The 24,870-nt window shown below is 48.4% G+C and carries 22 protein-coding genes and 1 pseudogene; 18 read left to right on the top strand and 5 right to left on the bottom strand.

Translation table 11 applies throughout. The features are described 5' to 3' along the window. Nucleotides 1–21: 21 nt before the first annotated feature. The 10 genes from JWG39_RS03925 (at nt 22) to orn (ending at nt 12,098) form a co-directional block, all read left to right on the top strand. Nucleotides 22–306, top strand: a complete 285-nt coding sequence (locus tag JWG39_RS03925) for a F0F1 ATP synthase subunit C (protein WP_205218058.1) — start codon at nt 22–24, stop codon at nt 304–306. A gap of 4 nt (nt 307–310) precedes the next feature. Further along, nucleotides 311–1,120, top strand: coding sequence for a F0F1 ATP synthase subunit delta (locus JWG39_RS03920; RefSeq protein ID WP_205218057.1), 810 nt, complete (start codon nt 311–313; stop codon nt 1,118–1,120). Next, nucleotides 1,117–2,652, top strand: coding sequence for an alternate F1F0 ATPase, F1 subunit alpha (locus tag JWG39_RS03915; protein ID WP_205218056.1), 1,536 nt, complete (start codon nt 1,117–1,119; stop codon nt 2,650–2,652). The genes JWG39_RS03920 and JWG39_RS03915 overlap by 4 nt, the downstream gene beginning before the upstream one ends. Nucleotides 2,653–3,127: 475 nt before the next feature. After that, nucleotides 3,128–4,027: a F0F1 ATP synthase subunit gamma gene (locus tag JWG39_RS03910; RefSeq protein WP_205218055.1), complete on the top strand. Its 900-nt coding sequence runs from the start codon at nt 3,128–3,130 to the stop codon at nt 4,025–4,027. Nucleotides 4,028–4,120: 93 nt separating this feature from the next. Further along, nucleotides 4,121–4,552, top strand: a complete 432-nt coding sequence (locus JWG39_RS03905; RefSeq protein ID WP_205218054.1) for a hypothetical protein — start codon at nt 4,121–4,123, stop codon at nt 4,550–4,552. A gap of 334 nt (nt 4,553–4,886) precedes the next feature. Then, complete coding sequence (locus JWG39_RS03900) at nt 4,887–5,879, top strand: HlyD family secretion protein (RefSeq protein WP_205218053.1); 993 nt, start codon at nt 4,887–4,889, stop codon at nt 5,877–5,879. Nucleotide 5,880: 1 nt separating this feature from the next. Further along, nucleotides 5,881–8,664 carry a ribosome-associated ATPase/putative transporter RbbA gene (gene rbbA, locus JWG39_RS03895; protein WP_205218052.1) on the top strand — a complete coding sequence of 928 codons (2,784 nt, stop codon included), beginning with the start codon at nt 5,881–5,883 and terminating at the stop codon, nt 8,662–8,664. Between the two features lie 5 nt (nt 8,665–8,669). Further along, nucleotides 8,670–9,797: an ABC transporter permease gene (locus tag JWG39_RS03890; protein ID WP_205218051.1), complete on the top strand. Its 1,128-nt coding sequence runs from the start codon at nt 8,670–8,672 to the stop codon at nt 9,795–9,797. 70 nt (nt 9,798–9,867) lie between these two features. Further along, the gene (locus tag JWG39_RS03885; protein ID WP_205218050.1) at nt 9,868–11,355 is read left to right on the top strand and encodes an efflux transporter outer membrane subunit; all 1,488 of its coding nucleotides are present in this window, start codon (nt 9,868–9,870) and stop codon (nt 11,353–11,355) included. A 200-nt stretch (nt 11,356–11,555) separates the two neighbouring features. Then, nucleotides 11,556–12,098 (top strand): oligoribonuclease, encoded by a 543-nt coding sequence (orn, locus tag JWG39_RS03880; protein WP_205218049.1) that lies wholly within the window; start codon nt 11,556–11,558, stop codon nt 12,096–12,098. A gap of 145 nt (nt 12,099–12,243) precedes the next feature. On the opposite strand, the gene JWG39_RS03875 is transcribed toward orn, so the two are convergent. After that, nucleotides 12,244–14,316 (bottom strand): lysylphosphatidylglycerol synthase domain-containing protein, encoded by a 2,073-nt coding sequence (locus JWG39_RS03875; protein ID WP_205218048.1) that lies wholly within the window; start codon nt 14,314–14,316, stop codon nt 12,244–12,246. 333 nt (nt 14,317–14,649) lie between these two features. Between JWG39_RS03875 and JWG39_RS03870 the strand changes: the two genes are divergently transcribed. The 3 genes from JWG39_RS03870 (at nt 14,650) to JWG39_RS03860 (ending at nt 17,571) form a co-directional block, all read left to right on the top strand. Then, nucleotides 14,650–14,958 carry a hypothetical protein gene (locus JWG39_RS03870; protein WP_205218047.1) on the top strand — a complete coding sequence of 103 codons (309 nt, stop codon included), beginning with the start codon at nt 14,650–14,652 and terminating at the stop codon, nt 14,956–14,958. Between the two features lie 80 nt (nt 14,959–15,038). Continuing rightward, complete coding sequence (locus JWG39_RS03865) at nt 15,039–16,142, top strand: Lcl C-terminal domain-containing protein (protein WP_205218046.1); 1,104 nt, start codon at nt 15,039–15,041, stop codon at nt 16,140–16,142. 139 nt (nt 16,143–16,281) lie between these two features. After that, a complete protein-coding gene (locus JWG39_RS03860; RefSeq protein WP_205218045.1) occupies nt 16,282–17,571 on the top strand; it encodes a hypothetical protein in 1,290 nt (429 codons plus the stop codon). A 357-nt stretch (nt 17,572–17,928) separates the two neighbouring features. On the opposite strand, the gene JWG39_RS16685 is transcribed toward JWG39_RS03860, so the two are convergent. Further along, nucleotides 17,929–18,057: a hypothetical protein gene (locus JWG39_RS16685; RefSeq protein WP_275888953.1), complete on the bottom strand. Its 129-nt coding sequence runs from the start codon at nt 18,055–18,057 to the stop codon at nt 17,929–17,931. A gap of 258 nt (nt 18,058–18,315) precedes the next feature. Between JWG39_RS16685 and JWG39_RS03855 the strand changes: the two are divergent. After that, a pseudogene (locus tag JWG39_RS03855) lies at nt 18,316–18,447 on the top strand (transposase); the annotation flags it as partial. Nucleotides 18,448–18,520: 73 nt separating this feature from the next. On the opposite strand, the gene JWG39_RS03850 reads toward JWG39_RS03855, so the two are convergent. From JWG39_RS03850 to JWG39_RS03840, 3 genes are all read right to left on the bottom strand, one after another. Next, nucleotides 18,521–20,215 carry a hypothetical protein gene (locus tag JWG39_RS03850; protein WP_205218044.1) on the bottom strand — a complete coding sequence of 565 codons (1,695 nt, stop codon included), beginning with the start codon at nt 20,213–20,215 and terminating at the stop codon, nt 18,521–18,523. 124 nt (nt 20,216–20,339) lie between these two features. Further along, on the bottom strand, nt 20,340–20,684 hold the full coding sequence (locus tag JWG39_RS03845) for a transposase (RefSeq protein WP_205218043.1): 345 nt from the start codon (nt 20,682–20,684) through the stop codon (nt 20,340–20,342). A gap of 7 nt (nt 20,685–20,691) precedes the next feature. Continuing rightward, a complete protein-coding gene (locus JWG39_RS03840) occupies nt 20,692–20,847 on the bottom strand; it encodes a hypothetical protein (protein WP_205218042.1) in 156 nt (51 codons plus the stop codon). 217 nt (nt 20,848–21,064) lie between these two features. Between JWG39_RS03840 and dctP the strand changes: the two genes are divergently transcribed. The 4 genes from dctP to JWG39_RS03820 all read left to right on the top strand — a co-directional run bounded on the left by dctP (nt 21,065) and on the right by JWG39_RS03820 (nt 24,869). Continuing rightward, a complete protein-coding gene (dctP, locus tag JWG39_RS03835) occupies nt 21,065–22,120 on the top strand; it encodes a TRAP transporter substrate-binding protein DctP (RefSeq protein WP_205218041.1) in 1,056 nt (351 codons plus the stop codon). Nucleotides 22,121–22,292: 172 nt separating this feature from the next. Further along, a complete protein-coding gene (locus JWG39_RS03830) occupies nt 22,293–22,817 on the top strand; it encodes a TRAP transporter small permease subunit (RefSeq protein WP_205218040.1) in 525 nt (174 codons plus the stop codon). Then, a complete protein-coding gene (locus tag JWG39_RS03825; protein ID WP_205218039.1) occupies nt 22,807–24,126 on the top strand; it encodes a TRAP transporter large permease in 1,320 nt (439 codons plus the stop codon). Before JWG39_RS03830 ends, JWG39_RS03825 begins: the two co-directional genes overlap by 11 nt. An 11-nt stretch (nt 24,127–24,137) precedes the next feature. After that, nucleotides 24,138–24,869, top strand: coding sequence for a (Fe-S)-binding protein (locus tag JWG39_RS03820; RefSeq protein WP_205218038.1), 732 nt, complete (start codon nt 24,138–24,140; stop codon nt 24,867–24,869). The last annotated feature ends 1 nt before the right edge of the window (nt 24,870 follow it).

Genomic DNA, 24,870 nt, shown 5'->3' with positions numbered 1-24,870 from the left:
ACATCACAATAAGGAGGCTCTATGTATGACAACATGACTATTATCGCGGTGGCATCAATCGTCATCGCTGGTATCACCACTGGATTTGGCACCATGGGGCCTGCCTTTGCGGAAGGCAGAGCGGTCGCCACAGCGCTCAGTTCACTGGCCCAGCAGCCGGATGCCTCCGCGACCATTACCCGAACCTTATTTGTCGGCCTGGCGATGATCGAATCCACAGCCATCTACTGTTTCGTGGTCTCGATGATCCTTATCTTCGCCAATCCATTCTGGAACCACGCAATATCTCAAACTGCGGGCCAATAAAACCATGTTAATCGACTGGTTCACCGTTGGAGCACAGATCGTCAATTTCTTCATTCTGGTGTGGTTGCTGAAACGCTTTCTCTATAAACCTGTGATCAATGCCATTGATGCCAGGGAGAAGCGGATAGCCAGGGAACTTGCGAGCGCCGATGCGAAAGCGGCTGAAGCGCAGAAGGAACGTGACGACTTCCAGACGAAGAATGAAGACTTCGACCGGCAACGGGCAACACTGCTCAGTGAGGCGGCAGAGGAGGCGCATACCGAGCGTCAGCGACTCTTCGACGAGGCGCGGCACGATGCTGAGGAATTGCGGGTAAAACGACAGAAGGCATTACAAAACGAAGCCTCTTCTTTGCAGGAGGCTGTCAGCCGCCGAACCCGGCATGAGGTTTTTGCCATCACGCGTAAAACCCTGGCAGATCTTGCTACGACCAGCCTCGAAGAACAGATGGTCGAGGTGTTTACTCGTCGCTTAAAGGAGATGGATGAGCAGGTAAAAACAGAACTGGCCGCATCTCTTGCAAAATCGTCTGATCCGGCAGTCGTACGCAGCCGTTTTGAGTTACCTCCCGAACAGCAGGCAATACTGCAAAAGGCCCTCAACGAGACCTTTTCAGCTGAAATCCGCATCCGTTTCGAGACCTCACCCGACATCATCAGCGGCATAGAACTTGCCAGCGATGGCCGGAAGATTGCGTGGTCCATTGAGGATTACCTGATGTCCCTGGAAGAGGCTGTGGATGAACTCCTGCAGGAAAAGAAGCAACCCAAAACGAATGATGAGCAACCCATACAGGAAAGAACGAGTCCATGACGATGGCAACTGACAATCTTGAGAATCTTTTCGACACCACCTTTACCGGGATGCACGAGGCGCGGGAAATTTTTTCTCCGCAACTGCGGCTGCGGGAGACAGGGACGATTATCAGCGTCGCCACCGGCATCGCCAAAGTGTCAGGCCTGCCCGGAGTGGGTTCCGATGAACTGGTGATATTTCCAGGGGATGTTCTCGGTGTTGCTTTCAACGTGGACGCCAGCGAAATTGGCGTTGTTCTCTTTGGCGAATACTCGCATCTGCATGCTGGCGATGAAGTACAGCGTACCGGCCGGGTGATGGACGTTGGCGTCGGTGAAGGACTGCTGGGACGGGTGATTGACCCGCTTGGTCGGCCTCTTGATGATAACGGTTCGGTTGCCGTGAGTCATCGTCTGCCCATAGAACGTCGTGCTGCGGCCATCATGGATCGCGCACCCGTCACGGAACCGCTGCAGACTGGTCTCAAGGTCATTGATGCGCTCATTCCTGTTGGCAGGGGGCAGCGAGAGTTGATTCTCGGAGACCGCCAGACGGGCAAGACCACCATTGCCATCGACACCATCTTAAATCAGCGCGGCAAGGATGTGCTCTGCGTCTACTGCTCCATTGGCCAGCGGGGAGCGACCATTGCCAAAGTCCTGGCAACCCTGCGGCAGAAAGGCGCCATGGAGTACACAGTTCTGGTTGTTACAGAGGGAAATGATCCGCCTGGTCTTTCATATATTGCGCCGTATGCTGCGACCAGTATTGCCGAGTTTTTTATGGAGGCAGGTCGAGATGTGCTGATCGTTTACGATGATCTCACCCATCACGCACGCGCCTATCGTGAACTGTCGCTGTTGCTGCGTCGTCCTCCCGGCCGTGAAGCCTTTCCTGGCGATATTTTTTACATCCATTCCCGGCTGCTGGAGCGGGCAACGCATCTGCGCCAGGAACTCGGAGGCGGTTCGCTTACCGCTCTGCCCATTATCGAGACTGAAGCACAAAACATTTCGGCCTACATCCCAACCAATCTGATTTCCATCACCGATGGACAGATTTACCTCTCACCTGCCTTGTTCGAACTCGGTGTACTGCCAGCGGTTGATGTCGGCAAATCTGTTTCGCGGGTTGGCGGCAAGGCGCAGCGCGCAGCCTATCGGTCAGTGGCGGGCGACCTCAAGCTCGCCTATGCACAGTTTGAAGAACTTGAGACCTTTTCCCGGTTCGGCGCCCGTCTTGATGAGGCTACCCGTATCAGAATTGAACACGGAAAGCGGATTCGCGCCTGTCTCAGGCAGCCGGAATCTGAACCATTATCCATGCCAACGCAGATTACAGTCCTGCTGGCGTTGACCGCGAAAATATTCGACAGCGTTCCACTTGACAGGATGCTGGAAGCGGAACAGGCCGTTCAGGAAGCAGCGGTGGATATTCCCCAGGATATACTTGATCGTCTGGAGGCCGGGAATAAGATGAGTAAAGAGGATCGTGAATCAATTATTCGTGTCGCCCGCGAGTCTTGCGCACGTTTTCAGTCTGTTGGGTAAAAAGGGGAGACGGGAGACGGGAGACGGGAGACAGAAAAAGACAATAAAGCCAAACAATGTTGGAAATTTATTTTACGGGTATTGGTTGTGCAGATCCGAATGCAATCCCGCTGTTATCCCCGTGGTGACAACATGGTGTTGTATTTATGGGGAAAAAAGGGAGGCAGGAGGAAGGAGGCAGGAAAAAAAGCAAAAGGTCTTTGTAGAGACGACCAATTTGGGCGTCTTCAGCATAACGGATGTTTCTACAACGAGATCAATTTTACATCCTGTTTATCCATTCGTAATCGCCAAAAAAATATTTTCGCGGTGCCGTCTTTTACAAGGGTACCTTGAAATAGTCTCATATCACAACGGATGTCATCGGTTTTTGTTGCTGTTTGATATTCCCATAACAGAGGTTCCCTTATGATAGTGACACGAGAAAAAAGCCGCGCCTGCCCCAAAAGACAGGGACGAAACCTTCGGATGTGTGATGAGTGATACCATAGCGAGTCTCGGACGGCAGATCAGCGGAGCAGGGGACCTGCAATCTGTTGTCCGGACCATGAAAGCTGTAGCTGCTTCAAGCATAGGTCAATATGAAAAATCTGTGCGTGCGTTAAGCGACTACCATCGCACTGTGGAGCTCGGGCTGGGGGCATGCTTCCGGGAGAAAGGAAATCTTTCGCTGCGTGCTGAAGGGACACCGGCAAAAGCAAAAGATGCACATGCGATCAGTGCAGTCGTGTTTGGCTCGGACCAGGGACTCGTGGGCCAGTTTAATGATGTGGTGGCCACGTTTGCTGTGCGGACATTCTCAGCACTGTCCGTCAAACCGGAGATATGGACGGTTGGTGAGCGCGTCCATGACTATCTGGCAGACAGTGGGATGCAACTGGTGGGACAATTCGCCGTACCAAATACCGTTGAAGCCATAACACCGTTCGTCGGGAAAATTCTCATGGAGGCAGGGGAGCGCCACAGTCTCGATGAAGGCGCGGAACTGTACCTCTTTTATAACCGGCCTGCCTCTGGATCCTTGTATACACAGGTCAGCCAGCGGTTGCTCCCTTTGGACGAAAAGTGGCGGGACAACCTTGCCGAACGCCCCTGGCCATCGGGAAACCTTCCAGAGGTTATAGGAGACAGTATCACGACGTTGCAGAAGCTCATCAGCGAATATCTTTTCGTCTCGATATTCAGGGCATGTGCCGAGTCGCTGGCAAGTGAAAACGCGAGCCGTCTGGCAGCGATGCAACGTGCCGACAATAACATCAGTGAATTACTGGAGGAGCTCAATAGAACATTTCATCATTTACGCCAGAGTAATATTGATGAGGAACTCTTCGACGTTATCTCCGGCTTTGAAGCGTTGAACGGGGAGGCGAACTGATACACAATCACACGTCAAATGAGCCGGAAGGTTGATGTGTCGTGTGAGGAAAGAGGAGTGGAAGCAGGAACAAAATAAACCACAGGAGGCAACATGACAAAATCAGACCGCACCATGATGCAGAAGATGGGGATTTGGATTGATCATAAAGAGGCGGTTTTAGTCTCATTGCAAAACGGCCAGACAACGGTTGAGCGGATCGAGTCTAACGCCGAAAGTCACTTTCGGCCATCAGGTGGCTGGAAGTCCTCTGGAACGAACGTGGCTCAATCTGTATCAAAAGAACAAACAGCGGACGAGCGCCGCAAACACCAGTTTCGCAATTTCTATCAAGAGGTAATCGAGCAGGTTCGCAACGCCAGCCTTCTCTATATTTTTGGTCCAGGGGAAGCAAAGGGTGAACTGGTAAAAGAAATTGAGAAAATAAAAGGCCAGCCCGAAAGAATTGCAGCCGTCGAAGTCTGCGACAGTCTCACTGAAAACCAGCTGGTTGCTCAGGTAAAATCTTTTTTTGCAGCGGCCTGATTGTACCCGCTGCCAGGCTTGCTGAGTGCTGAGGATTCTCTTCTTCGTGAGAACAGGTAGAGAATCCTCAGATCAGAGGCAAAATTTTTGGAAAGTGATATAATTTTCTTTACAGAGAATCTGCGACAAAGGGACAGCAGCCGATCGGCTTAAAGAATTGTCCGCTGTGAAGGAATCAGACAGCCACTGCATTGATTTCTCAAGCAGTGGCTGTTTTTTTTCTTGTGACAGAAATTCAGGAATGCCTTGATTGCCCTGGCCACGGTGCAGGCGATGTTGGGTGAAAATTTGAGAAGGCAGCTGAATATGGCCGAAGTTGCCTCAAGGTTTTGTCATGAAAAAACTCGTTATTGTTATAACCCTGATACTTCTGGCAGGAGTCGCTGCCGCAGGAGGATGGTGGTGGTATCAACGTCAGATGGAGCAGCTGCCGGAAGGTATCGTTAAAGTAAACGGTCGTTTTGAGCTGGGACGGATGGATGTTGCCTCCCTGTACCCGGGCCGTATTGAAGCCCTGCCGGTGATAGAGGGACAGGAGATAGCAGCAGGGGAAGTGGTCGCCAGACTCTCATCCGAAGAGACACAGGCCCTGCTCCAGGCAGCCCAGGCGGCAAGAGACAGGGTCACTCAGACCGTGAATCGTGCCGAGGCACAAACTGCGGCCCGGAGAGAACAGCAGCGGCTGGCTGAGCTGGAATTTAAAAACGCCAAAGCACTTCAAAAGGACTCTCTGGTTTCGTCTGTGGAAGTAGAGCGGCGGCAAAGAGTTCTTGCTGGAGAAACCGCTGCCGTGAAAGCATCCCAGGCTGCGGAAGCCGAGGCCAGAGCTGCCATCCGTGAAGCCGAAGCCCAGGTCCGGCGGATCAATTCCGTGAAGGAAGATCTGGAAATTCGCGCACCCCGGGCGGGACGCATTGAATATCGTATTGCCGAGCTGGGCAGGGTGATTCCCGCTGGCGGCAAGGTAGTTACAATGCTGGATCCTTCTGATGCCTGCATGAGCCTCTTTTTACCCACATATACTTTGGGACAGGTTCGTATCGGCAGCGACGCCAGAATTATATTGGATGGCATCACTGCCGTCTTCCCGGCAAAAGTCAGTTTTATCGCCTCAGAAGCACAATTTACTCCCAAGTATGTAGAAACTGCGGATGAACGTACCAAAATGATGTATCGCGTTAAATTGCAGCTGGCGGCCGATCTTGCCTTGCAATACAAGGATCTGCTCAAGGGCGGGCTTACGGGCAACGGCTATGTACGGCTGACAAACGAGGTTCCCTGGCCGCCGTACCTTGACGAACATCTGCCGCAGGAACGGGAGAACTGAGATGAGTGCATCTCTACAGCCCGAAGCCGCAGCAAAAAATCTCAGTGTGCACATCGATGGGTTGTCGCATTTTTATGGTAAAGTCACTGCTCTGGAGAATCTTTCCCTTCAACTGGCGTCTGGCGAAACTACAGGCCTCATTGGTCCGGATGGCGTGGGCAAATCGACACTTTTGTCCGTCATTGCCGGTGTCAAAATCATTCAACAGGGTCAGGTGAAGGTCCTGGGGGGGGATATGGCGGATAAACGTTTCCGCCGGCAGAATTCGTCCAGGATTGCATTCATGCCCCAGGGGCTGGGCAAGAACCTCTATCCAACCCTTTCCGTGTACGAAAATATCGATTTTTTCGCCAGTCTCTTTGGCCTGCGGGAACGCGAGCGGGGAAGACGCATCAGGCATTTGCTCGATGCCACCGGCCTGGCTCCTTTTCCTGATCGTCCGGCGGGAAAACTCTCCGGGGGGATGAAGCAGAAATTGAGCCTGTGCTGTTCGCTGGTCCACGACCCCGATCTGTTGATTCTTGATGAACCCACCACGGGCGTGGATCCCCTGGCCCGGCGTCAATTCTGGTCGCTGGTGGATTCGATGCGCGCCGATCGGCCTGAGATGTCGGTCATCGTTGCCACGGCCTATATCGAAGAAGCACAGAATTTCAAATATATCATTGCAATGGATAACGGTAAAATCCTCGTCAATGATCTTACCTCCAAAGTATTGGAAGACACAAAAAGCAAAACCCTTGAAGAAGCCTATGTGAAATTGCTGCCCAAAGAGAGGAGGGGGAGCGGGATTGGTTTGGAAATTCCACCGTTTGTGCCGGAAAAAGATTCTCCTCCAGCCATAGAGGCGGAGAACCTCACCCGGAAGTTCGGCGATTTCACAGCCGTGGACAAGGTGAATTTCCGCATCGAACGGGGGGAGATTTTCGGTTTTCTCGGCTCCAACGGCTGCGGTAAAAGCACTACCATGAAAATGCTTACCGGTTTATTGGAGGTCACCAGCGGCACTGCCATGCTGCTTGGCCAGCCGATTGACTCCAGGAATATGCGCACACGCATGCGGGTCGGGTATATGTCCCAGTCCTTTTCACTGTATGAAGAGTTAACGGTACGGCAAAATCTGGTGCTGCATGCGCAGCTTTATCAAATTCCTTCGCAGCAAAGGGAGGATGTGGTCAAGGGCGTGTTGAATGATTTCGATTTGAATGAGGTGGCAGACAGTCTTCCCATGCAGGTCTCCCTGGGCATCCGTCAGCGGCTGCAGCTGGCGGCTGCCTGTCTTCACAAACCAGAGATACTGATTCTTGATGAACCGACTTCCGGGGTGGACCCGGCGGCCCGGGATATGTTCTGGAGACGCCTTGTCCAGCTGTCCCGCGAAGAAAAAGTCACCATCTTCGTTTCTACTCATTTCATGAATGAAGCCGAGCGCTGTGACCGGATATCTTTCATGCATCAGGGCAGGGTGCTGGCAATGGGCACGCCAAAAGAACTGCAGGAGAAAGCAGGTTCTCCAACTTTGGAAGAGGCGTTTATCAGCTCTCTGGAGCAGGAGGGTGCAAAAGAAAATGATGATGAAACCAGGACGGCGGGAGCTGTTGAAGAGAGCACGCCGTCGCTGGTTCCTGTTGGGGGGGAAAGCTCTTCACACGGGTGGAGACAGTGGTGGAAAATTGTCGGCTCCTTTGCCCGTCGGGAAACGAAGGAATTGCTGCGAGATAGAATTCGACTTACTTTTGCCATTGCAGGACCTGTTGTCTTGCTTCTGGTGGCGGCATGGAACGTCTCCTTTGATGTGGCAAACGTAAAGTTCGCAGTTCTCGACCACGACCAGAGTGCTTCCAGTCGAGAACTGATCGAACAGTTCAGCGGATCGCATTATTTCAATATACGCCCTCCAATCCGTGATACAGCCGAGGTTGATACCCTGCTCCGGGGGTCCCGTGTCCGCATGGTGATTGAAATTCCACCGGATTTCGGCAGAGATCTGCTCGCCGGGCGTCAACCGGCGGTGGCATTTTATATAGACGGTGCGCAGCCCTTCACCGCCGAAAATGTCCGCGGTTTCATCTCCGGGATTTTGTTGCAGTTCACTCAAAATTTCATGCGCAGCGTGGGCTCTCCTCAGCAGGCAGTTTTACCCGCCTCACTGGAACCGCGTTTTGTCTACAACCAGGAGTTCCGCAGCATCTATGCCATCGCTCCTGGTCTTGTCATGCTGGCCTTGATTCTGATCCCCACCATGCTGACTGCACTGGGCGTGGTGCGAGAAAAAGAGATTGGCTCCATTATCAATCTTTATGCATCTCCAGCTGGAGTCAGCCAGTATCTTATTGGTAAACAGCTTCCTTATGTAGCTGTGGGCATGGTGAGCTATCTCATCCTGGTACTGTTGAGTATCTCGGTATTGGGTGTTCCGGTTCGCGGCTCTTTTTTGAGCATGAGTTTCGGAGCACTGCTTTTTGTCATGGCCGCCACCGCGTTTGGGCTGTTGATTTCCTGCTTCGTTCGCTCACAGGTGGCCGCGATGTTTGCCTCGGCCATTATCTGCCTGATCCCTTCACTTAATTTTTCCGGCCTGCTTTACCCCGTCTCGACGCTGACCGGCTCCAGCATGGTGGTGGGGCTGGGCTTTCCTTCGTCGTGGTATCAACTCATCAGTCTGGGCGCTTTCACAAAAGGGCTGGACTGGCGAAGCTTTCTCCCGATGTATGCGGCGCTGGCCGCTTTTGCCGCGACCTATTTACTGGCCGCCTGTTTACTTCTGAAAAAGCAGGAGGTCTGAGTGTTATGAAACAGTGGTGTTGGAATGTAGTTCGTCTGAGCAGAAAGGAATTAAGCAGCCTGCTCACTGACGTTATCTTGATGTTTTTCATTGCCTTCACTTTGTCCGCTGCGGTGGTCAGCGTGGCCAAAGGCGTAAAGGCAGAGGTAGACAACGCTTCCGTGGGCATTATCGATAACGATCACTCCACCTTGTCGATGCGTCTTCGAGATGCCATTTTGCCACCCTATTTCAAAACTCCCCAGATAATTTCCCATGGCCAGATTGATGGGCTGATGGACAAGGGTGCAGTTATTTTTGTCCTCGATATTCCTGCAAATTTTGAGGAAGATCTTCTTGCTGGCAGGCAGCCTGTGGTGCAATTGCTGGTTGATGCAACCGCCATGACGCAGGCCGGGGTGGGTGTCTTCTACTTTCAGCAAATTTTTACCCGGGAAATTCTGTTTTTTTTGCAGATGCAGGGTATTGATTCGATGTTGCCTGTACAACCGGTCATTCGGATGCTCTATAATCCCAACACCAAAACAGCCTGGTTTACTTCCGTGATGCACATCGTAATAACAATCACGATCCTTGGTATTATCCTCGTGGGAGCAGCCGTTATTCGAGAACGGGAACATGGCACTATTGAACATTTGCTGGTGATGCCCGTACGGGCAAGTGAAATCGCCTTTGCCAAAATTCTCACCAACGCTGCAGTTATCCTGGTGGCGTCCCTGCTGTCCATCGCCCTCGTGGTTCACCTTGGACTGGGGGTTCCCATTCACGGCTCCAGGTTGCTCTTTGCCGTCGGCACGGCCCTTTTTTTGTTTTCCGTCACGGCTTTGGGCATATTTTTAGCGACTCTGGCGCCCAACATGCCCCAGTTTGGGCTCCTCGCCTCCATTGTGATTCTGGTTCTGTATCTGCTCTCCGGTGCGGCGACGCCCCTGGAAAGTATGCCGATAGCGATGCAATATATCTCCCAGGTCTTTCCCACAACCCAGTATGTCGCTCTGGCCCAGAATATTCTGTTCCGGGGGGCTGGTTTTCGTATTGTCTGGCCGGAATTCGCGGCCATGGGCTTCATGGGAGTGGCGTTTATGATACTGGCTTTGGGAAAATTCCGATCCATGCTGGCCCGGCAGGGATGAAGAGATGAATGTCACACGTATTTTAGAGTCATTTCAGGGTAGAGTGGTTCAAGGGGAAGGAAATGAAAAAATGATGAACTTCAAGACATGTATTTGGCTTTTGGCAGGCGTCTGGCTGTTGTTGACAGCATGCCAGCCCACCACGGTAAACACCACTTCTCAGATAGAACTCCCGGCGCAATATACCTTTGCCGGCCTGGCCGACAACGGTGTGGAGGTTGATATCGCCCACTGGTGGCGAAGCTGGGGTGACACCTGTTTAAACCAATTGATTGAAAAAGCCCTGCACAATAATATCGACATTAAGGTCGCACAGGCACGGGTCCTGGAGGCACGTTCTTTTGCCGATCTCGCCCGCGCTGATCTGGGTCCCATGGTGGGTGTCAATGCTCATTTCGGCGGGCAGGCCGGAGAAGTCGACAACAATCTCGGCGCAGAGGTGAACAGCCTTTCGACCTCGGTTCTAGGCCAGGATCTTTCGGACTCGTTCTCCGTGAATGGTATTCATTATGCTTACGGGATTGCCGCCTCGTGGGAACCTGACATTTTCGGAAAAAAACAGAGCGATGCCGATGCTGCACGATACGCGGCCCTCGGAGTTGAAGAAATTGCCTGGGGTACCCGGATAGTGGTGGCGGCCAATGTTGCCGATCATTACGTTCAGGCCCGCAGTATCGCCAGACAGATGCAGCTCATGGATGACACCATAAAAACGGTAACGGAAATGCAACATTATGTCGCGGGCCGTTTCGGTGCCGGTCAGACAACCCGTTTTGAGCTGGCTGATGTGGAAACCAGACTGACTGCCCTGTATGCACAGCGTGCACCGCTTCAGGCCTTGCATGACCTGCATGTGCGTCAGATTGCCGTGCTCCTTGGAGAACCTCCGCAAACATTTACCCTGCAGGAAAGCAAAAGCGATGTGCTGGCCCAATTACCACCTGCTCCCCGGGGAGTGGTCCCCAGTGATCTGTTGCTGCGGCGGCCGGATATCCGGGCCAGAGCGTTGGCATTATATGCGTTTTCAGCCAGATTGGCGAGTTCCAGGGCTGATCTGCTCCCGCGCTTTTATATAAGTTTTCTGGCTGAGGATGGGCATATCGGATTGAGTGACCTTCCCAATGTCGATGGCTGGATGGGCCTTTTAGATGTGGGAGTGCATCTGCCAATTTTTACATCCGGGCGTATCCAGGCCAATATTCGTGCGTCTGAAGCGCGTCTTGATGAGGCCGCGCGGCAATATGATAAGAGCATATTGAAGGCATTATCCGAGGTAGACAGTACCTGTCAAATGCGATCCGCACTGAACGCCCGCAGTACGTTCCTGGACAAGACCATATCAAAATCAGAAGAGAGAACGCACGCCGCGAAAATGCTTTATACGCACGGCGAGAAGGCTTTTCAGGATGTGCTCGATGCCGAGCTGGCTACTCTGCAATATCGGAACAGATGGGTGGAGACACGCTTAAACATGGCGCAGGCGACCATTCGGCTTTACCAGGCCCTGGGTGGTGGCTGGCCCGTCCATGATCAGCCGGGACAATGCCAGGGAAAATAATACCATTTACATTTTCTGCTTTTTCCTGTCTCCTGTCTCCTGCCTCCTTTCTCCCTTTTTGTCTTTTTCTGTTTTTCTTCGCCACCTTCGTGATAAAAAAAACTGTTTTATCTTCGTTTTGTGTTCACAGATGGAGTTCTATGTTAACCTGTGTTTATCTTCGTACCAGGTACTTGAATTTTTCTGAAGGATGGATCTCTATGAAAGACTGTGACAATCTCGCATGGGTTGACTTGGAAATGACAGGGTTGAACTGTGCTGCAGACAGAGTTTTAGAGACGGCGATAATTATTACCAATATCCACCTGGAGATCATTGCAGTGGGGCCGGTTTGTGCTATCCATCAGCCGGACGAGGTGCTGGATGCAATGGATTCCTGGAATACCAGGCAGCATCGGAAATCTGGTCTGTTAGAACGTTCTCGCAAGAGTACCTGCAATTATAAACAGGCTGAAGTGGAAACTCTGGCCTTTATTCGTCAGTGGGTGGGATATCAGGAATCTCCCATGTGCGGCAATTCGGTCTGTCAGGATCGCCGGTTTCTTGCCCGGTTTATGCCTGACCTTGAGAATTACTTTCATTATCGCAATATCGATGTCAGCACCCTCAAGGAACTGTCTTATCGCTGGGCTCCCAACCTGCAGAAATTCAAGAAAAAAAACTGCCATCAGGCCTGTGCCGACATCAAGGAGTCGATCGCTGAGTTAAAATATTACAGCGAATACTTCATCAAGAAACAGTAATACCAATTACATTTTTACTGATCACAGAACGCAAAGAGTAAAAATAGAACAACAGCAATTATCTGTTTAATTTTAAAATATTTTTTAAAGTTTTTCGCTGTTCCGTCTTTTGCTTCTCCCGTCTCCTTCCTCCTTTGTTCCTGTCTTAATCTGCTCGTGTAATATAGACATCAGGCCAGCAATCATTTCCGGTGTGATGGGTAATTCGCCGGGCTGTCTCCCAGGGAGTTCCTATGACCCATACAAAGATCTCATAGTCGGCGGTATCGTGTTCATGCCCTCTTTTACTGGCACCGTACACCAATACATTGCCGTCATTGGATACTTTAGGGAAATATTCGTGACTGTAACGGGTTGGAGAGTCAAACCATTTCTTCTGTTTAAGGGTTGCAGCGTCAATAAAAAAAACTGCATTTTGCTGTTTGCCACCATGGTCAATTTTATAGAGATACTCTCCTGACGGGGACCAGCTCAACTGACACCCCTGACCAAGTTTCGTAATTTTTCCATTCGGTGCAGCTATAACCACGGCTCGTTCACTGCCGCGTAACGTCAGGGCAACCAGATTGTTATTCGGCATAACAGAGGGTGTTTCCAACTGTACTGTTTTGGGTAATATCCCTTTTCCTCCGGTTCGCAATATTTCCGTTTCCTTACCAGATGCAATATCCAGCTGAACAACCTGATGCGCTTCCCGTAAAAAATAAACATATTGCCCATCATCAGACCATGTCGGAAACGTACCGTTTCGAGCCAGCAGGGTTTCCACACCGTCAGCCAGATTCAACGCATATATATCCCAGGGATAATGATTGCGCTGCGAAACCCATGGAACCTGCGATCTGGCAAAAACTATTCTTTTACCATCCGGAGATATTCGGGGAAAATATTCTGTATGCGGGTGAGACGTGAGCGGTATAATTTTCTGACTGTCGAAAGAATATTTAAAGATATCATGATTCCCATTCCGATTTGAACTCCACACGATAAATCCGTGGAGGTTTTTTTGCTGCTCCGTTTTGGGCTCATCAGTTCCACGTTCTATCATCTGCCCGCTGTCAGGTGGTTGAATGGTCCCCAGATTCTTTATTTTTCTGAGCTGTGGGACTAATAATAATGCACCTGCTGCCAGAATAATGAATGCAACCAGTCCAGAACGCTTGAAAAACTTTTTTTGTTCAAACTGTTTCTTCACTACAGGTTGAGTAGAGGTAATTAAAAAAAGGACAAGAGCAATACCTCCAAAAGTATAATCAACAATCTGACTGACTATATGCAATGCCAGCATCATAATAAGGGAAACAGATGCCGTTGCACCAAGAGCAACCATTGCCAGACTGCCAGTAGCCTCATAGACCCCGAATCCCATAAAAACAGGAAGAGGCAGCGAAGCACCGGCTTCTGCACTGATCAAGGCAATAACCGCTGCTGCAGGAGCAGTATTCACCAGGGGAAAACTCACGGCAACAGCAACAAACAATGCGTAGAGACCAATATATTTCCCGACTCTTATCCCAAGGGATAAACCTAAAAGGCGCCATCCAATTCCGGCGTTCTTCGCCTGCTCTAATGCTGTAATATTTTTTTTGACAAAAAGAGTGATTTTTTTTCCCATCCCTTTTTGGAAAAAACTCAACCTGTCAAGCGCAGTGGTGATACAACGTAAAACAGGAAGGAAAAAGAGATAAAAGCATGTCAGCAGCACACACAAAAGGCACAGGACAGGTACAAGCCATAAAAAATTCCCAGCTGCAAACAACTGCACCAGAACAAGAACAACAATTAATAGTGTCAGGGCGATAAGGTCAAAGACAAAGCTGATGATAAGTGAAGAGAGACACGTCGGACCGGAAACAGCATATCCTTTGTTTAACATGGCAACATAGCTTAACTCTCCAAGCCGGGCGGGAAGCATGTCAACAAACATATTCCTTGATGCTGTTACTAAAAAAAAGTGAAAAAATGAGGGGATATGGGACTCCGAGGAGGCAACTATAATACGATACCGGTACGCTCTCAAGCTGGTGCGAAAGATGGAAGCTGCAATGTACACCGCAATAGCGCTGGCAGGGACTGCAGCAATAACAGCGATGAGTTTTGGTAAAAAGGAAAAAGAGGTAGAAGACAAACTACCGTGAATCAGGATGGCAAGTAACAGCGCTGATACTCCCACCGATAAAGCAATACGGTAAGAATATTTATAAAATTCATTTTTCACTCTATTTCTCCACCAGGAGTTTGTCGGATTTTAAATTTACATTCAAGGATTCCACCGGGCAGTAAAATATTTTGTTCATATTCAAGGCACAGGAAGAAATTTATTACAGCCCTGATTGATATCGGAGCCTGGCACTTACCTGGAATCTGGCGCGTACCTCTGAAAATTTTTTTTTATTGTAACGAAGAAGAAGGGCGATCATTCAAGATATACCTGATTTTAGAGTAACAGGTTTTGAGTTCTTTCTCTGCACAGATTTTCGGAAGAGATCGAAAAGTAAGAGGAGAAACGATCGGCAATAAATCGAGCCAGATACTTTCCCGGAAATCAATCTTGAAGAGCTGGAAAAAACAAAAATTGCTGACCTCTGCAATCCATTGCATTACAGAGAATTTAAACACAAAAACAAGGATATGTCAATTCTTTACATTCTTCACTTACTTTATCATCCGGCATTTTCGTGAAGACCTTGCAAGGGCAGGCAAAGGTGAAAAATTATTCTTAACTTTTGATGGATTTGTACGAGACAATGGATTCGCAGCTCGCAAAGAGGAAATGATTGATGTAAAACATAAATTTATCTGTGAATACGAAGTGGCCGGAACCAGAAAACGATATGTTGATACCTTCAATTTTCCTTGAAGGCATTAAATCATAGACCTCCGTTTGGTCTCCCATGAGAATACATTAAGAAGTCCAGATAAACCGAAGGAGATGAAATAATGGGGCGTAAAATATCCTGCACACTGATCCTGATTACTGCGGTGCTGAGTTTTTCATGCAGGTATACCCAAAATATCCCTGTATCCATAAATAACACTCCCCCGAAAGCAGCCGTGTCATATCCATTTGGCCTTCCCGATACGGGTCAGATAACTGGATATACTGATACATACGGGGAGGATTCTGATTTCACCATCAATGCACTTTCATACACTGTAAATAACGATGGAACGGTTACAGACAACGTTACCGGCCTGATGTGGCAACAAGCAGATGCAGGGGAGATGACCTGTGAAAAAGCCCTCTTGTACTGCGAAGCATTACATCTCGGTGAATACGACGACTGGCGGCTCCCCACAGCGCAAGAGCTTTTCTCGATTAATGACCTGGGGGCAATTAACCCTGCTCTTGAGATAAAGAAAGCTTTTACAGAAGACTACGAAGAGCTCTATGGGGCGGACTATATTCGTGAACTCTACTGGTGGAGTTCGGATCCACGTGCCGATACGGATCTGAGAGCATGGGTTACAAATGCGGGTGGAGGTATAGGAGCCCATATAAAGAGCGAAACTGCGAGCGCCGCTCCGGGTAAAGTCGGTCGCGACGGCAGGGTGAGGTACTTTCATGTCCGTGCGGTGCGTACCGTTGTCATTCCGCATATACCTGCCACACATTTCACCAATAACGGAAATGGTACTGTGACAGACAACTATACAGGGCTTGTCTGGCTGTCGGCGCTTTCCAGGGATACATATACATGGGAAGAAGCGCTCGCCTGCGTCAACGCACTCAATGCGGCCGGTGGCTATGCGGGAATGACAGATTGGCGGCTGCCAAACATTAGAGAACTTTTTTCTCTCGTCGATGTGACAAAAATGGCCCCCTGCATTGACAGCTCGGTTTTCGATTTTACCACATTATCTCCCTATGCCAAGCCAGCGACCCACGAGGCTCCCGGTGCCGTCTGGTCTTCTACCTCTATGTTCAGGAGTCCTCCCGGCGTATCCCAGGCATGGGATTTACACGATATCTCCTCCGGTATCGTTTCATACAGTCAAAAAAAAGCGGCTGAACGCATAATATTCGTCCGTGGAGGATATTGACTGGTATTCGTGATTGGAGTGGAGGGAAGCTGGATTCAGCAACGAACAAGGGAGAAACCTTTCCATTCAAAGTCTGTAGAGAGAATGTTGCAAAATCAACGGGGGAGTTCAAAAGATAAATAATATTTAGGAGGGATTAATGAAGAAAGGTATTTTTATCGTATTTGCAAGTTTAGTGCTGATGTTAATCGTTGCTGGCTTAGCACAGGCAAGTGATCCCTGGCGTATTGTTTATCATGGAAATGATTCAGACATTATAGGAAAGCATCTTGTTGTAAGAGATGTTCAATTGACACAAGAATTAATATCTAATGGTGATATTTTTTACACATACAAGTTAATTGTTTCCAGACCAAGTTCTGATAACGGGAATGGAGTAGCGTTGTGGCGAAAGTTTAATCAAAATGTCAGATTGTATTATTGGGCATCAGTTGTCGGTCGTGATCCGTATTGGTCGATATACAATGACAATCCAACCCCACAATACACATACGAGGGACGTAATGATTTAATTGTCATTCACATTCCGATAGGATTCAAACCAGAAAGGAAAAAGATTCGTATCAGGGTTGGTGCAATGATTTATCCCATGTGGGGTGGATATGATTTCAGGAATTTTATTCATGCATATAGAAGTGAATATGCAACCTTTTTAAAAATGGCATTGACTGAATCAACTCTTGTTGGAGCTGCTATAGGGTATGGAGGTGGAAAGTTATATGATGGGACTGTAAATGCTGCTTTGAGTCGATGGATAACATATTACGGACAGGTCATTGAACTTGAAGTATATGCCAAGGCAGTTCCAATCGTTAACCTTACGATCAATCAAGCAAATGTTGAATTGAGAATGAGGAATCTTATACCTCGGTTGAATCGAAAAATCTACAATCCAGATAAACGATATCATGGTCGCGTCAAAGAGATTACTGGTAAATATGATTTAAGGGATGGGAACAGATTGCGAGCAAGGAGTCAGGTTTCTTATAATGTATGGACTTCAAATAGTGACGGAAATCAACCAAAACCAATAAATCCTCAACCGTACAGTAAATATGAAATATGTGGTGATGGGATTGACAACAACGGGAACAATCAGATTGATGAAGGTTGTTATAAACGAGAAATCGTTTTAGACGACAATCAATGTGATGATGATACGATTGGTCTTATTATTGATGGGAAGTATAAAGGCAATACTCCTGCTGGGAACAAGAGATCATTTAATATAGAAGGAATCAGTCGTGGTAAACACAAGCTTGAAATAGTTGGTGTGCATAGTGCTGGATCAGCTAAAGGTTGTAACAACAAGGATGCCATCACATATAAAGTCAGTGTTGCTAAAGGAATGACTATAGACGGTAGTCAATATAAATCAGGCACCATCAAAACGAAGCAACATAAAGTTTATTTATTATTTATTAAGTAAGATCATTCTCAGTGCCCAGTATATATTTTTCTTCAAATTAACTTCTTTTTTTTTGATTTATTTTGATATAATATATTTCTGTAAGGGTTAGGTGCTGGAAAGTCAGTTATAACCTCTGGAAATAATTTGATAACTTTTTCCAGAATACACTTGAGGGTACCTTGAGTTTTGCTTTCTCCAAAGATGTATTTTTCTTCAGATACTTGCACAGGTATGTACTTATTCTATGAATTCAGGGGGTATGAAATGAAATCAATCTCACGGTTTGTAGTTCTGACTGTAGTTCTGACGGGTCTGCTTCTTGTCTCCAGCAGTCCCGTATGGGCTTCGTGGAAGTTGGTTTGTACAAGCGAATGGTCAGGAGCAACTGAAACGGTCAAAGTAGCTGACGCCAAATCCTTTAAGAAGGCGTGCGATGCTGTCAGCAACGATCCGACGTATGCGGAGTACGGAAACTGTACCGACAAAACTGGTGATAATGGGCATTGCTCCGACTTACATCCGGAGTAAACTGAACAGGCTTTCACCACCTTGACTCCTGTATTTTTACACATGTTTCCTTTGTTATCATCAGGGTACATGTGTAAATTTTGTATCTGACATGGGTAACCTTCTCCTTATCCCGTTCACCGATCCCTTGTGTGATGCAGTGCCCCGGTATAAAGAATAAAATCCCTTTTTTCGCATGTTTCGTCTTCCACAAGAGCACCTCGAAACAGTCTCATGGTTAAAGATGCAAAGCGTACAGTATTCTTGATCCTGAACAATTTACGTGTGCATCATGCCAGGTTAGTCAAAGCCTGGCTCGCACGGAACGAGGATGAGATCGAGGTCTTGTATCTCCCTTCTTATTCACCAGAACTCAACCCTGACGAGTATCTGAAAAAGTGATTTCAGGCATCCGGCGATCAAGCATGCAATGTGGATCTATTTACCAGCCGTATTAATATTATTCAGCGGCTTTTGGACGCTGGAAGCGGGGCCTCAAAGGTTTTTCTGTCAATTTTCTAGCATTGGGTTTACCAACACGAAATAAACGCCACGGACTCCAACGGCTTCCCTTTTCCTTTGATCGTACCCTTATCCGGTAATCTCCCTCCCTGGTTACCTGAAAAGAACCCGTTATTTGATTTCTCCTACCGACAACCTGGGGGTTGAGTAATTCACTCTTGCTATATCTGGAAGAATCGAATTTTTTATACGCAATTTGCCAGTCAAGCTGTTGGGCATTTTCAACCCCCTTGACTTGAAGACGAACCGAGCCACGATGGGCAATCTCCTGCAGTTGCTGCGGTTGCAAAAAGACCAAAGTAGTTTTTTGTTTAATCCGTGGCTTCTTAAGTGCAGTGATTGGGATAATTTTATAGTTTGGAGGCTGAATCTTCTGTGTTGAAATCACGGGTTTCAGCAGTTGATCTTCTACATGCTGAGTGGTTGTGGAAATTGCGTTTTTTAAAGTTGGTGCAGTGGTAATGGCTGTAGGCAGCGGCGGTTTAAATACAAGGTGTTTTTCCAGTGTATCGATGCTAAAGGATACGCTGTCAGTAACAGTAAGGTTGGCACTTAGTTTGATAATAGCCGTCAAAGACCAGAGACCGTCTTTGGTAAATGCTGTTCTGGGAATAACCAGCTCCGTTCCGGTCATGACCGGGATTACGTTCATATCTTTCGGTATTTCCAGCCATGCTCCGGGGATGGGTGGCGGGGACCAGGTCCAATCCAGATCTACCCTGGGACCCTCTGCCATAATTTCCGGCGGAAGGTCATAGACCGCAAGTGAAATACGGACATTTCCTGTCACGTGCTGCCCCTGCGAAGGAGAAAGGATAGTGAATCGTCTGGTTCCACCGGGTCTGACAGTAAAAGTGCATGGATCACTCCAGAAAGGGTCAGCGTTCGTCTGCAATTGTGCACGAACTGTCCAGAGCCCTTCCTTGATCGGATGCAGTTTCGCCGACGTGACACCGTTTATGGTCTGGATGCTGGTCAGAATTGAATTGGTCACTTGAGTCAGGGAATGCTGCAGGTCAGGGCGCCACTCAATCTTGAATTGTATTGGATGATCTGGATTGTGATGAACAATAACCGGCAACTCAACCGGAAAGTTATAGATGTGTCCGTTTTGAGGCTCTACTAACGTCGGTGCAGCTCGCTGTCCCATGTAGTCCTGGACCAGAGCCTGTCGATCCGAAATGCTCAGCAGAGTTGCGCTGCGGGGATTTGGCTTGTCGTGGGGCACCTCATCATTCCAGACAGGATAGACTGGATTTGCGCTGTACGTTGAAGCATGGCACGAACTGCCAGACAACCATGGGTCATCGATGCATTGCACGCTTATGTCATAAGAATACGTCTGATCATTGACTAAACCATCTTCTTTCCACCGGGCATGATTAATGACATGTTCGGTGGCCGTATTCGTATTTTTATCAAAGGATCCGTAATAATTGAGTTTTATTGTCCATCCGTAATCACTGCTGCCTGGACTTGAGCACTCCCATGAGACAATATACGAATTTTTAGTAGATGCGAAAGTCTGGCTCTTCAATTCGGCTGGACTGCATTTCAATGACCAACCGTCTGCTCCCTGACTGGTAATTGCTGTCAGCAGTATTATCACTACAGCCATTAATAAGCGTTTCATGAATATATTCTCCTTTCCGATAATGGTTGCCAGGAGGCACCAATTAAAAGGATCCTTGTCAAGGACAAGATATTCCCCATGAAGAAAATATGATAAGTAATCGCTTTATCAACACATGCCTAATCTATCCGGTCTCTGTTATTATGGCAACATTTTCATCCACATCCAGAGTGCTTGCACTGTGGCACCACAGCAAGTGGCAATTTTTACCGTTTTTATGAAAATAATCGTTTATGGATTCTTCCGCTAATCTCCGAATGACCTTGTTATGATTTTTCGCAAACCATTTTTCAGGAATATTTCCCTTCTTGATTTCCTGGTTTTCTTTTCGAGTGTTACGCGGGACAGGGCCTTTACCGGCATGAAGTCCCAGAAAGCGGGAAAATAAATATCTATCGAGTATTTGAAACTCTAACGCTTCATCCGTCAGTTTATAACGCGGTTGAAGAATGAGTCTTTTGAAGAGCAAAACCGCCTCAAATCATCTCCGCCCTGTATCCTTCTTCCGGGGTTGTTCCCAATATCTTCGAGAATAAAACGGAATATCTCCCATCCCGTTTGACCAGTGGCAGACCTGTTTTCGCAATGCGGCTGAGACGTATAGCGCAGCAGAGAATACCGAGTTGTTTCATGATGTGCTCCTGCAAGAAGATGGATTTGGCCGAAATTAGAACTCAATTTCGCCTTATCATACTGGTTTTCCTGCTTTTTTGTTAGAAGGGGAACTGAAAGGAATCACTTCTTCAAGGAACCCCTGTGTGCAAAAAGCATTGACATCTTTTTCTGTCAGCAGTTAGTTATGCAGGTCTTTTTAGACGATGTCCAACTATAATTAAAAAAGGAGTAAACATGAGGAAAAACATCATCTTGGTGTTGTCGGTCGTTCTTTTTCTATGCTCGTTCGCGGGTACAGGTGCATCTGCTGCAGACAAACCCATCACCTGGAAAATGGCCAGTTCCTGGCCCAAGGGTACTTTGCTGCAGGATATGGCTGACAGCTTTGCCAGGCGGGTTACCACAATGAGTGGTGGGCGGCTGATTATCAAAAGCTATCCGGCCGGTGTCCTCATGGGTGCACTTGAAGTCACTGATGCAGTACGCATGGGAACGATTGATGCTTCTCACAGTTCTCCCGCATACGTCGTCGGCCAGATCCCGGCTGCCGCGTTGTTCGGTTATATCCCCTTTGGCATGGAAGCTATCCCATACCTGACCTGGTTTTATGAGGGTGAGGGGAAGACTCTTTTTCCTGAGCTGTATAAGAGATATGATTTTGGCTTTATTGCACCCTGCGGGATTATCCCCAGCGAAGACCTGGCCTGGTCCAATAAACCGATCACCAAACTCGAAGATTTCAAAGGGTTGAAATTTAGAACCTCCGGTTACTGGGGAGAGATTCTCAGTGCTGCCGGTGCATCTGTTGTCATGCTGCCCGCCGGTGAGGTTTATGAAGCGCTTCAGCGCAATGTTATTGATGCAGGTGAGTTCAGTACTCCCAGCATAGACAAAAACCTGGCTTTCTATGAAATTGCTGAATATCTGCTCGTACCAGGAATCCACCAGACCAGCACCATCACAGACCTGCGCGTCAATAAACGTTCCTGGAACAAACTCTCGGATGATCTCAAGGAAATCGTACGCACCGCTGCCGAGGCAACCACACTTGAAATGCTGACGAAATTCATCAGCGCAGATGTTCCGGCACTCGATTTTTTCCGTGAAAGAGGGGTGAAAATTCAGTATCTTGATCCGGCTATCCAGAGAGAGCTTGCCGCGAAGACAGAAGAAGTTATGCAGCAAAAGAGCGAGAAAGATCCTTTCTTTAAAAAGGTGTGGGAATCCCAGAAGCAATTCAGAAAAAAATATGATGCATATAAAGAGCTCATGACCCCGTCCTACAAATAAAGAGACAGGGTAATCAGCCAAACGTCATTCACCTGCAGAAAATGCACCCGCTTTTTTTTGCAGGTGGATGACGTTTTTTTCAATACATCCAGCAGTATCCGCTGAGATCAACAGGTCCTGCAGAGTTGTCCAGAGAGCAGGGTCCTTCTAAAGTTCTACATAGAAACTCTCAATGAAAATAATCCAGGGTCTTATCCAGGGTATTGACGCGATCAGCAGTTTTATGGCCAGGGTTTGTATGTGGCTTGTGCTGGTGCTCTCCTTCATTATCTGCTACGAAATATTCTGTCGTTATGTCCTTAATAACCCGACTAAATGGTGTTTTGATCTGAGCTACATGATCGGGGGCACCTTTTTCCTGATGGGTGAAGCCTGGACCCTGAGCAGGCGACAACATGTGCGGATCGATATTTTCTACAGCCGCTTCTCTAAAAAAACGCGGGCCATAACAGACATTATATTGCTCTGTGTCTTCTTCTTCCCCCTGTGGGGAGGCCTGCTTTATGCACTTATTCCCTATGTTGCTTTTTCCTGGGAGATGGGGGAACGATCCATGCAGGGCTACTGGCGGCCAATTATTTATCCCTTTAAAACGGTTATGCCCATAGGTGTTGGACTTTTGTTGCTGCAGGGAGTGGCCGAGCTGTTGAAAAATTTTAAGATTGTTCTTGATGGAGGTGAACAGCATGAGTCCTGAAATTGCTGTCATATTGATGTTCATCACGCTGTTTGTCGGGATTTTTCTCGGTTTTCCCACAGCCTTTGTGCTGGGCGGGGTGGCATTTCTCTTTGGTTTTGGAGCCATGGGCCCTGATATCTTCGGGCTCTTCATCGGTCGTCTTCTGGGGCTGATGAAAAATTACACGCTGCTGGCTGTGCCGCTGTTTCTCTTTATGGGTGTTTTTATGGAGAAATCGGGCATGGCTGAGCGGCTTTTTAACGCCATGCACATTCTCTGGGGGCGTTTTCGTGGGGGGCTTGGTATCTCCACTATTGCAATCTCCGCAGTCTTCGCTGCTGCCACAGGCGTTGTCGGTGCCTCAGAAATTACCATCGGTCTCATGGCACTTCCCGCCATGCTTGAGAAAAAATATAACAGGTCCATGGCTTGTGGAACGATCTGTGCTGGCGGGACACTCGGCATTCTTATCCCACCCAGTGTTATGATCATTATTTACGGTCCTATTGCCAGGCTGTCCGTTGGCAAGCTTTTTCTCGGCTGCCTCCTGCCCGGTCTCCTGCTGGTAGTGCTCTATATGCTCTATATCGCTATTCGCTGCCATCTGCGCCCGGAGGACGGTCCGCCCCTGTCTCAGGAAGAACATCAGCATTCCAACATTGAAAAGCTTAAGATTCTGCTCACCTCGGTGATCCCGCCGGGTCTCATTATCTTTTCGGTCCTTGGCAGCATCTTTTTTGGAATTGCTGCCGTTACTGAAGCTGCTGCCGTGGGTGCGGTGGCAAGTATGCTTCTTGCGGCCTGTTACAAAAAACTCAATTTTTCCGTTGTCAGGCTGGCATGTGAACAGACCCTGGGAATCACTGCCATGATCATGATGATCGCGGTGGGCGCATCGTTTTTTTCCACCGTCTTCGTTGCGCTGGGCGGCGATGATGTCATCACCGATCTTTTCCTGAACCTGCCCCTGAGCAAATGGGGCGTGCTGGCAACTATTATGCTGCTGCTCGTTTTTTGCGGCATGTTTATCGACTGGATGGGGATTCTCTTTATTATTGTACCGCTGATTACACCGATTGCTGCAGGATTGGGCTTTGACCCGATCTGGTTTGCGGTCTTAGTCATGGTCAATCTGCAAATATCCTTTCTTTCACCACCCTTTGCCTATTCGATTTTTTACTTAAAAGGGATTGCGCCTCCGGAGGTGCAGACCTCTGATATTTACCGTGGAGTAATGCCCTTTGTCGGTCTGCAGATACTGGCTATTATTCTTTTAGTGATTTTTCCGCAAATCATCACCTGGCTCCCCAATAATTTTATTAACTGACAGATAACACCATGAATAAACCTGAAAAAGTGACACTCTTTATCCAGTGTCTTGTGGACACTGTTTTCCCGGAGACGGGAGCGGCTATGGTGACAGTGCTGGAACGCCTCGGCCTGAAACTGGACTGTCCTTCCAACCAGACCTGCTGCGGTCAACCTGCCTTTAACGCGGGACATCAGCGGGAAGCCCGCGCGGCAGCAGTAAAATTTCTCGATATTTTTGAAGATGCGGAGGTTATTGTCTGTCCATCCGGTTCCTGTGTGAACATGGTCAGGAATCACTATCTTGAACTTTTTGCAGATGATCCCAAAATGCTTGTCAGGGCTCAGGCTGTCTCCATGAAGATTTACGAGTTTACCGAATTCCTGGTGGATGTCCTTGGGGTTGAATCTGTGGGAGCGCGTTTCCCCCACAAGGTCACGTATCATGCGTCCTGCCATCTTAACCGTTTTCTCGGCGTTGACAGGCAGCCGCGCACATTGCTGGCCCACATCGATGATATGACTCTGATAGAAATGAAGGACGCTGATACCTGCTGTGGCTTTGGCGGGACCTTTGCCGTAAAATACTCGGAGATCTCCGGAGCGGTACTGGAAGAAAAGGTACAGAATATTGTTGACAGCGGTGCTGAGGTTGTCACGGGATGTGACATGGGCTGTCTGATGAATATTCAGGGAATGCTCAGTCGGAAAAATATTCCGATTGAAGTTAAACATATAGCGCAACTGCTTGCTGAGAAATGAC

The sequence above is a fragment of the Desulforhopalus vacuolatus genome (assembly GCF_016918505.1).
Taxonomy (GTDB): Bacteria; Desulfobacterota; Desulfobulbia; order Desulfobulbales; family Desulfocapsaceae; genus Desulforhopalus; species Desulforhopalus vacuolatus.
Note: the sequence above shows the minus strand (reverse complement) of the source record. Positions and strands in the feature narration are given on the sequence as shown.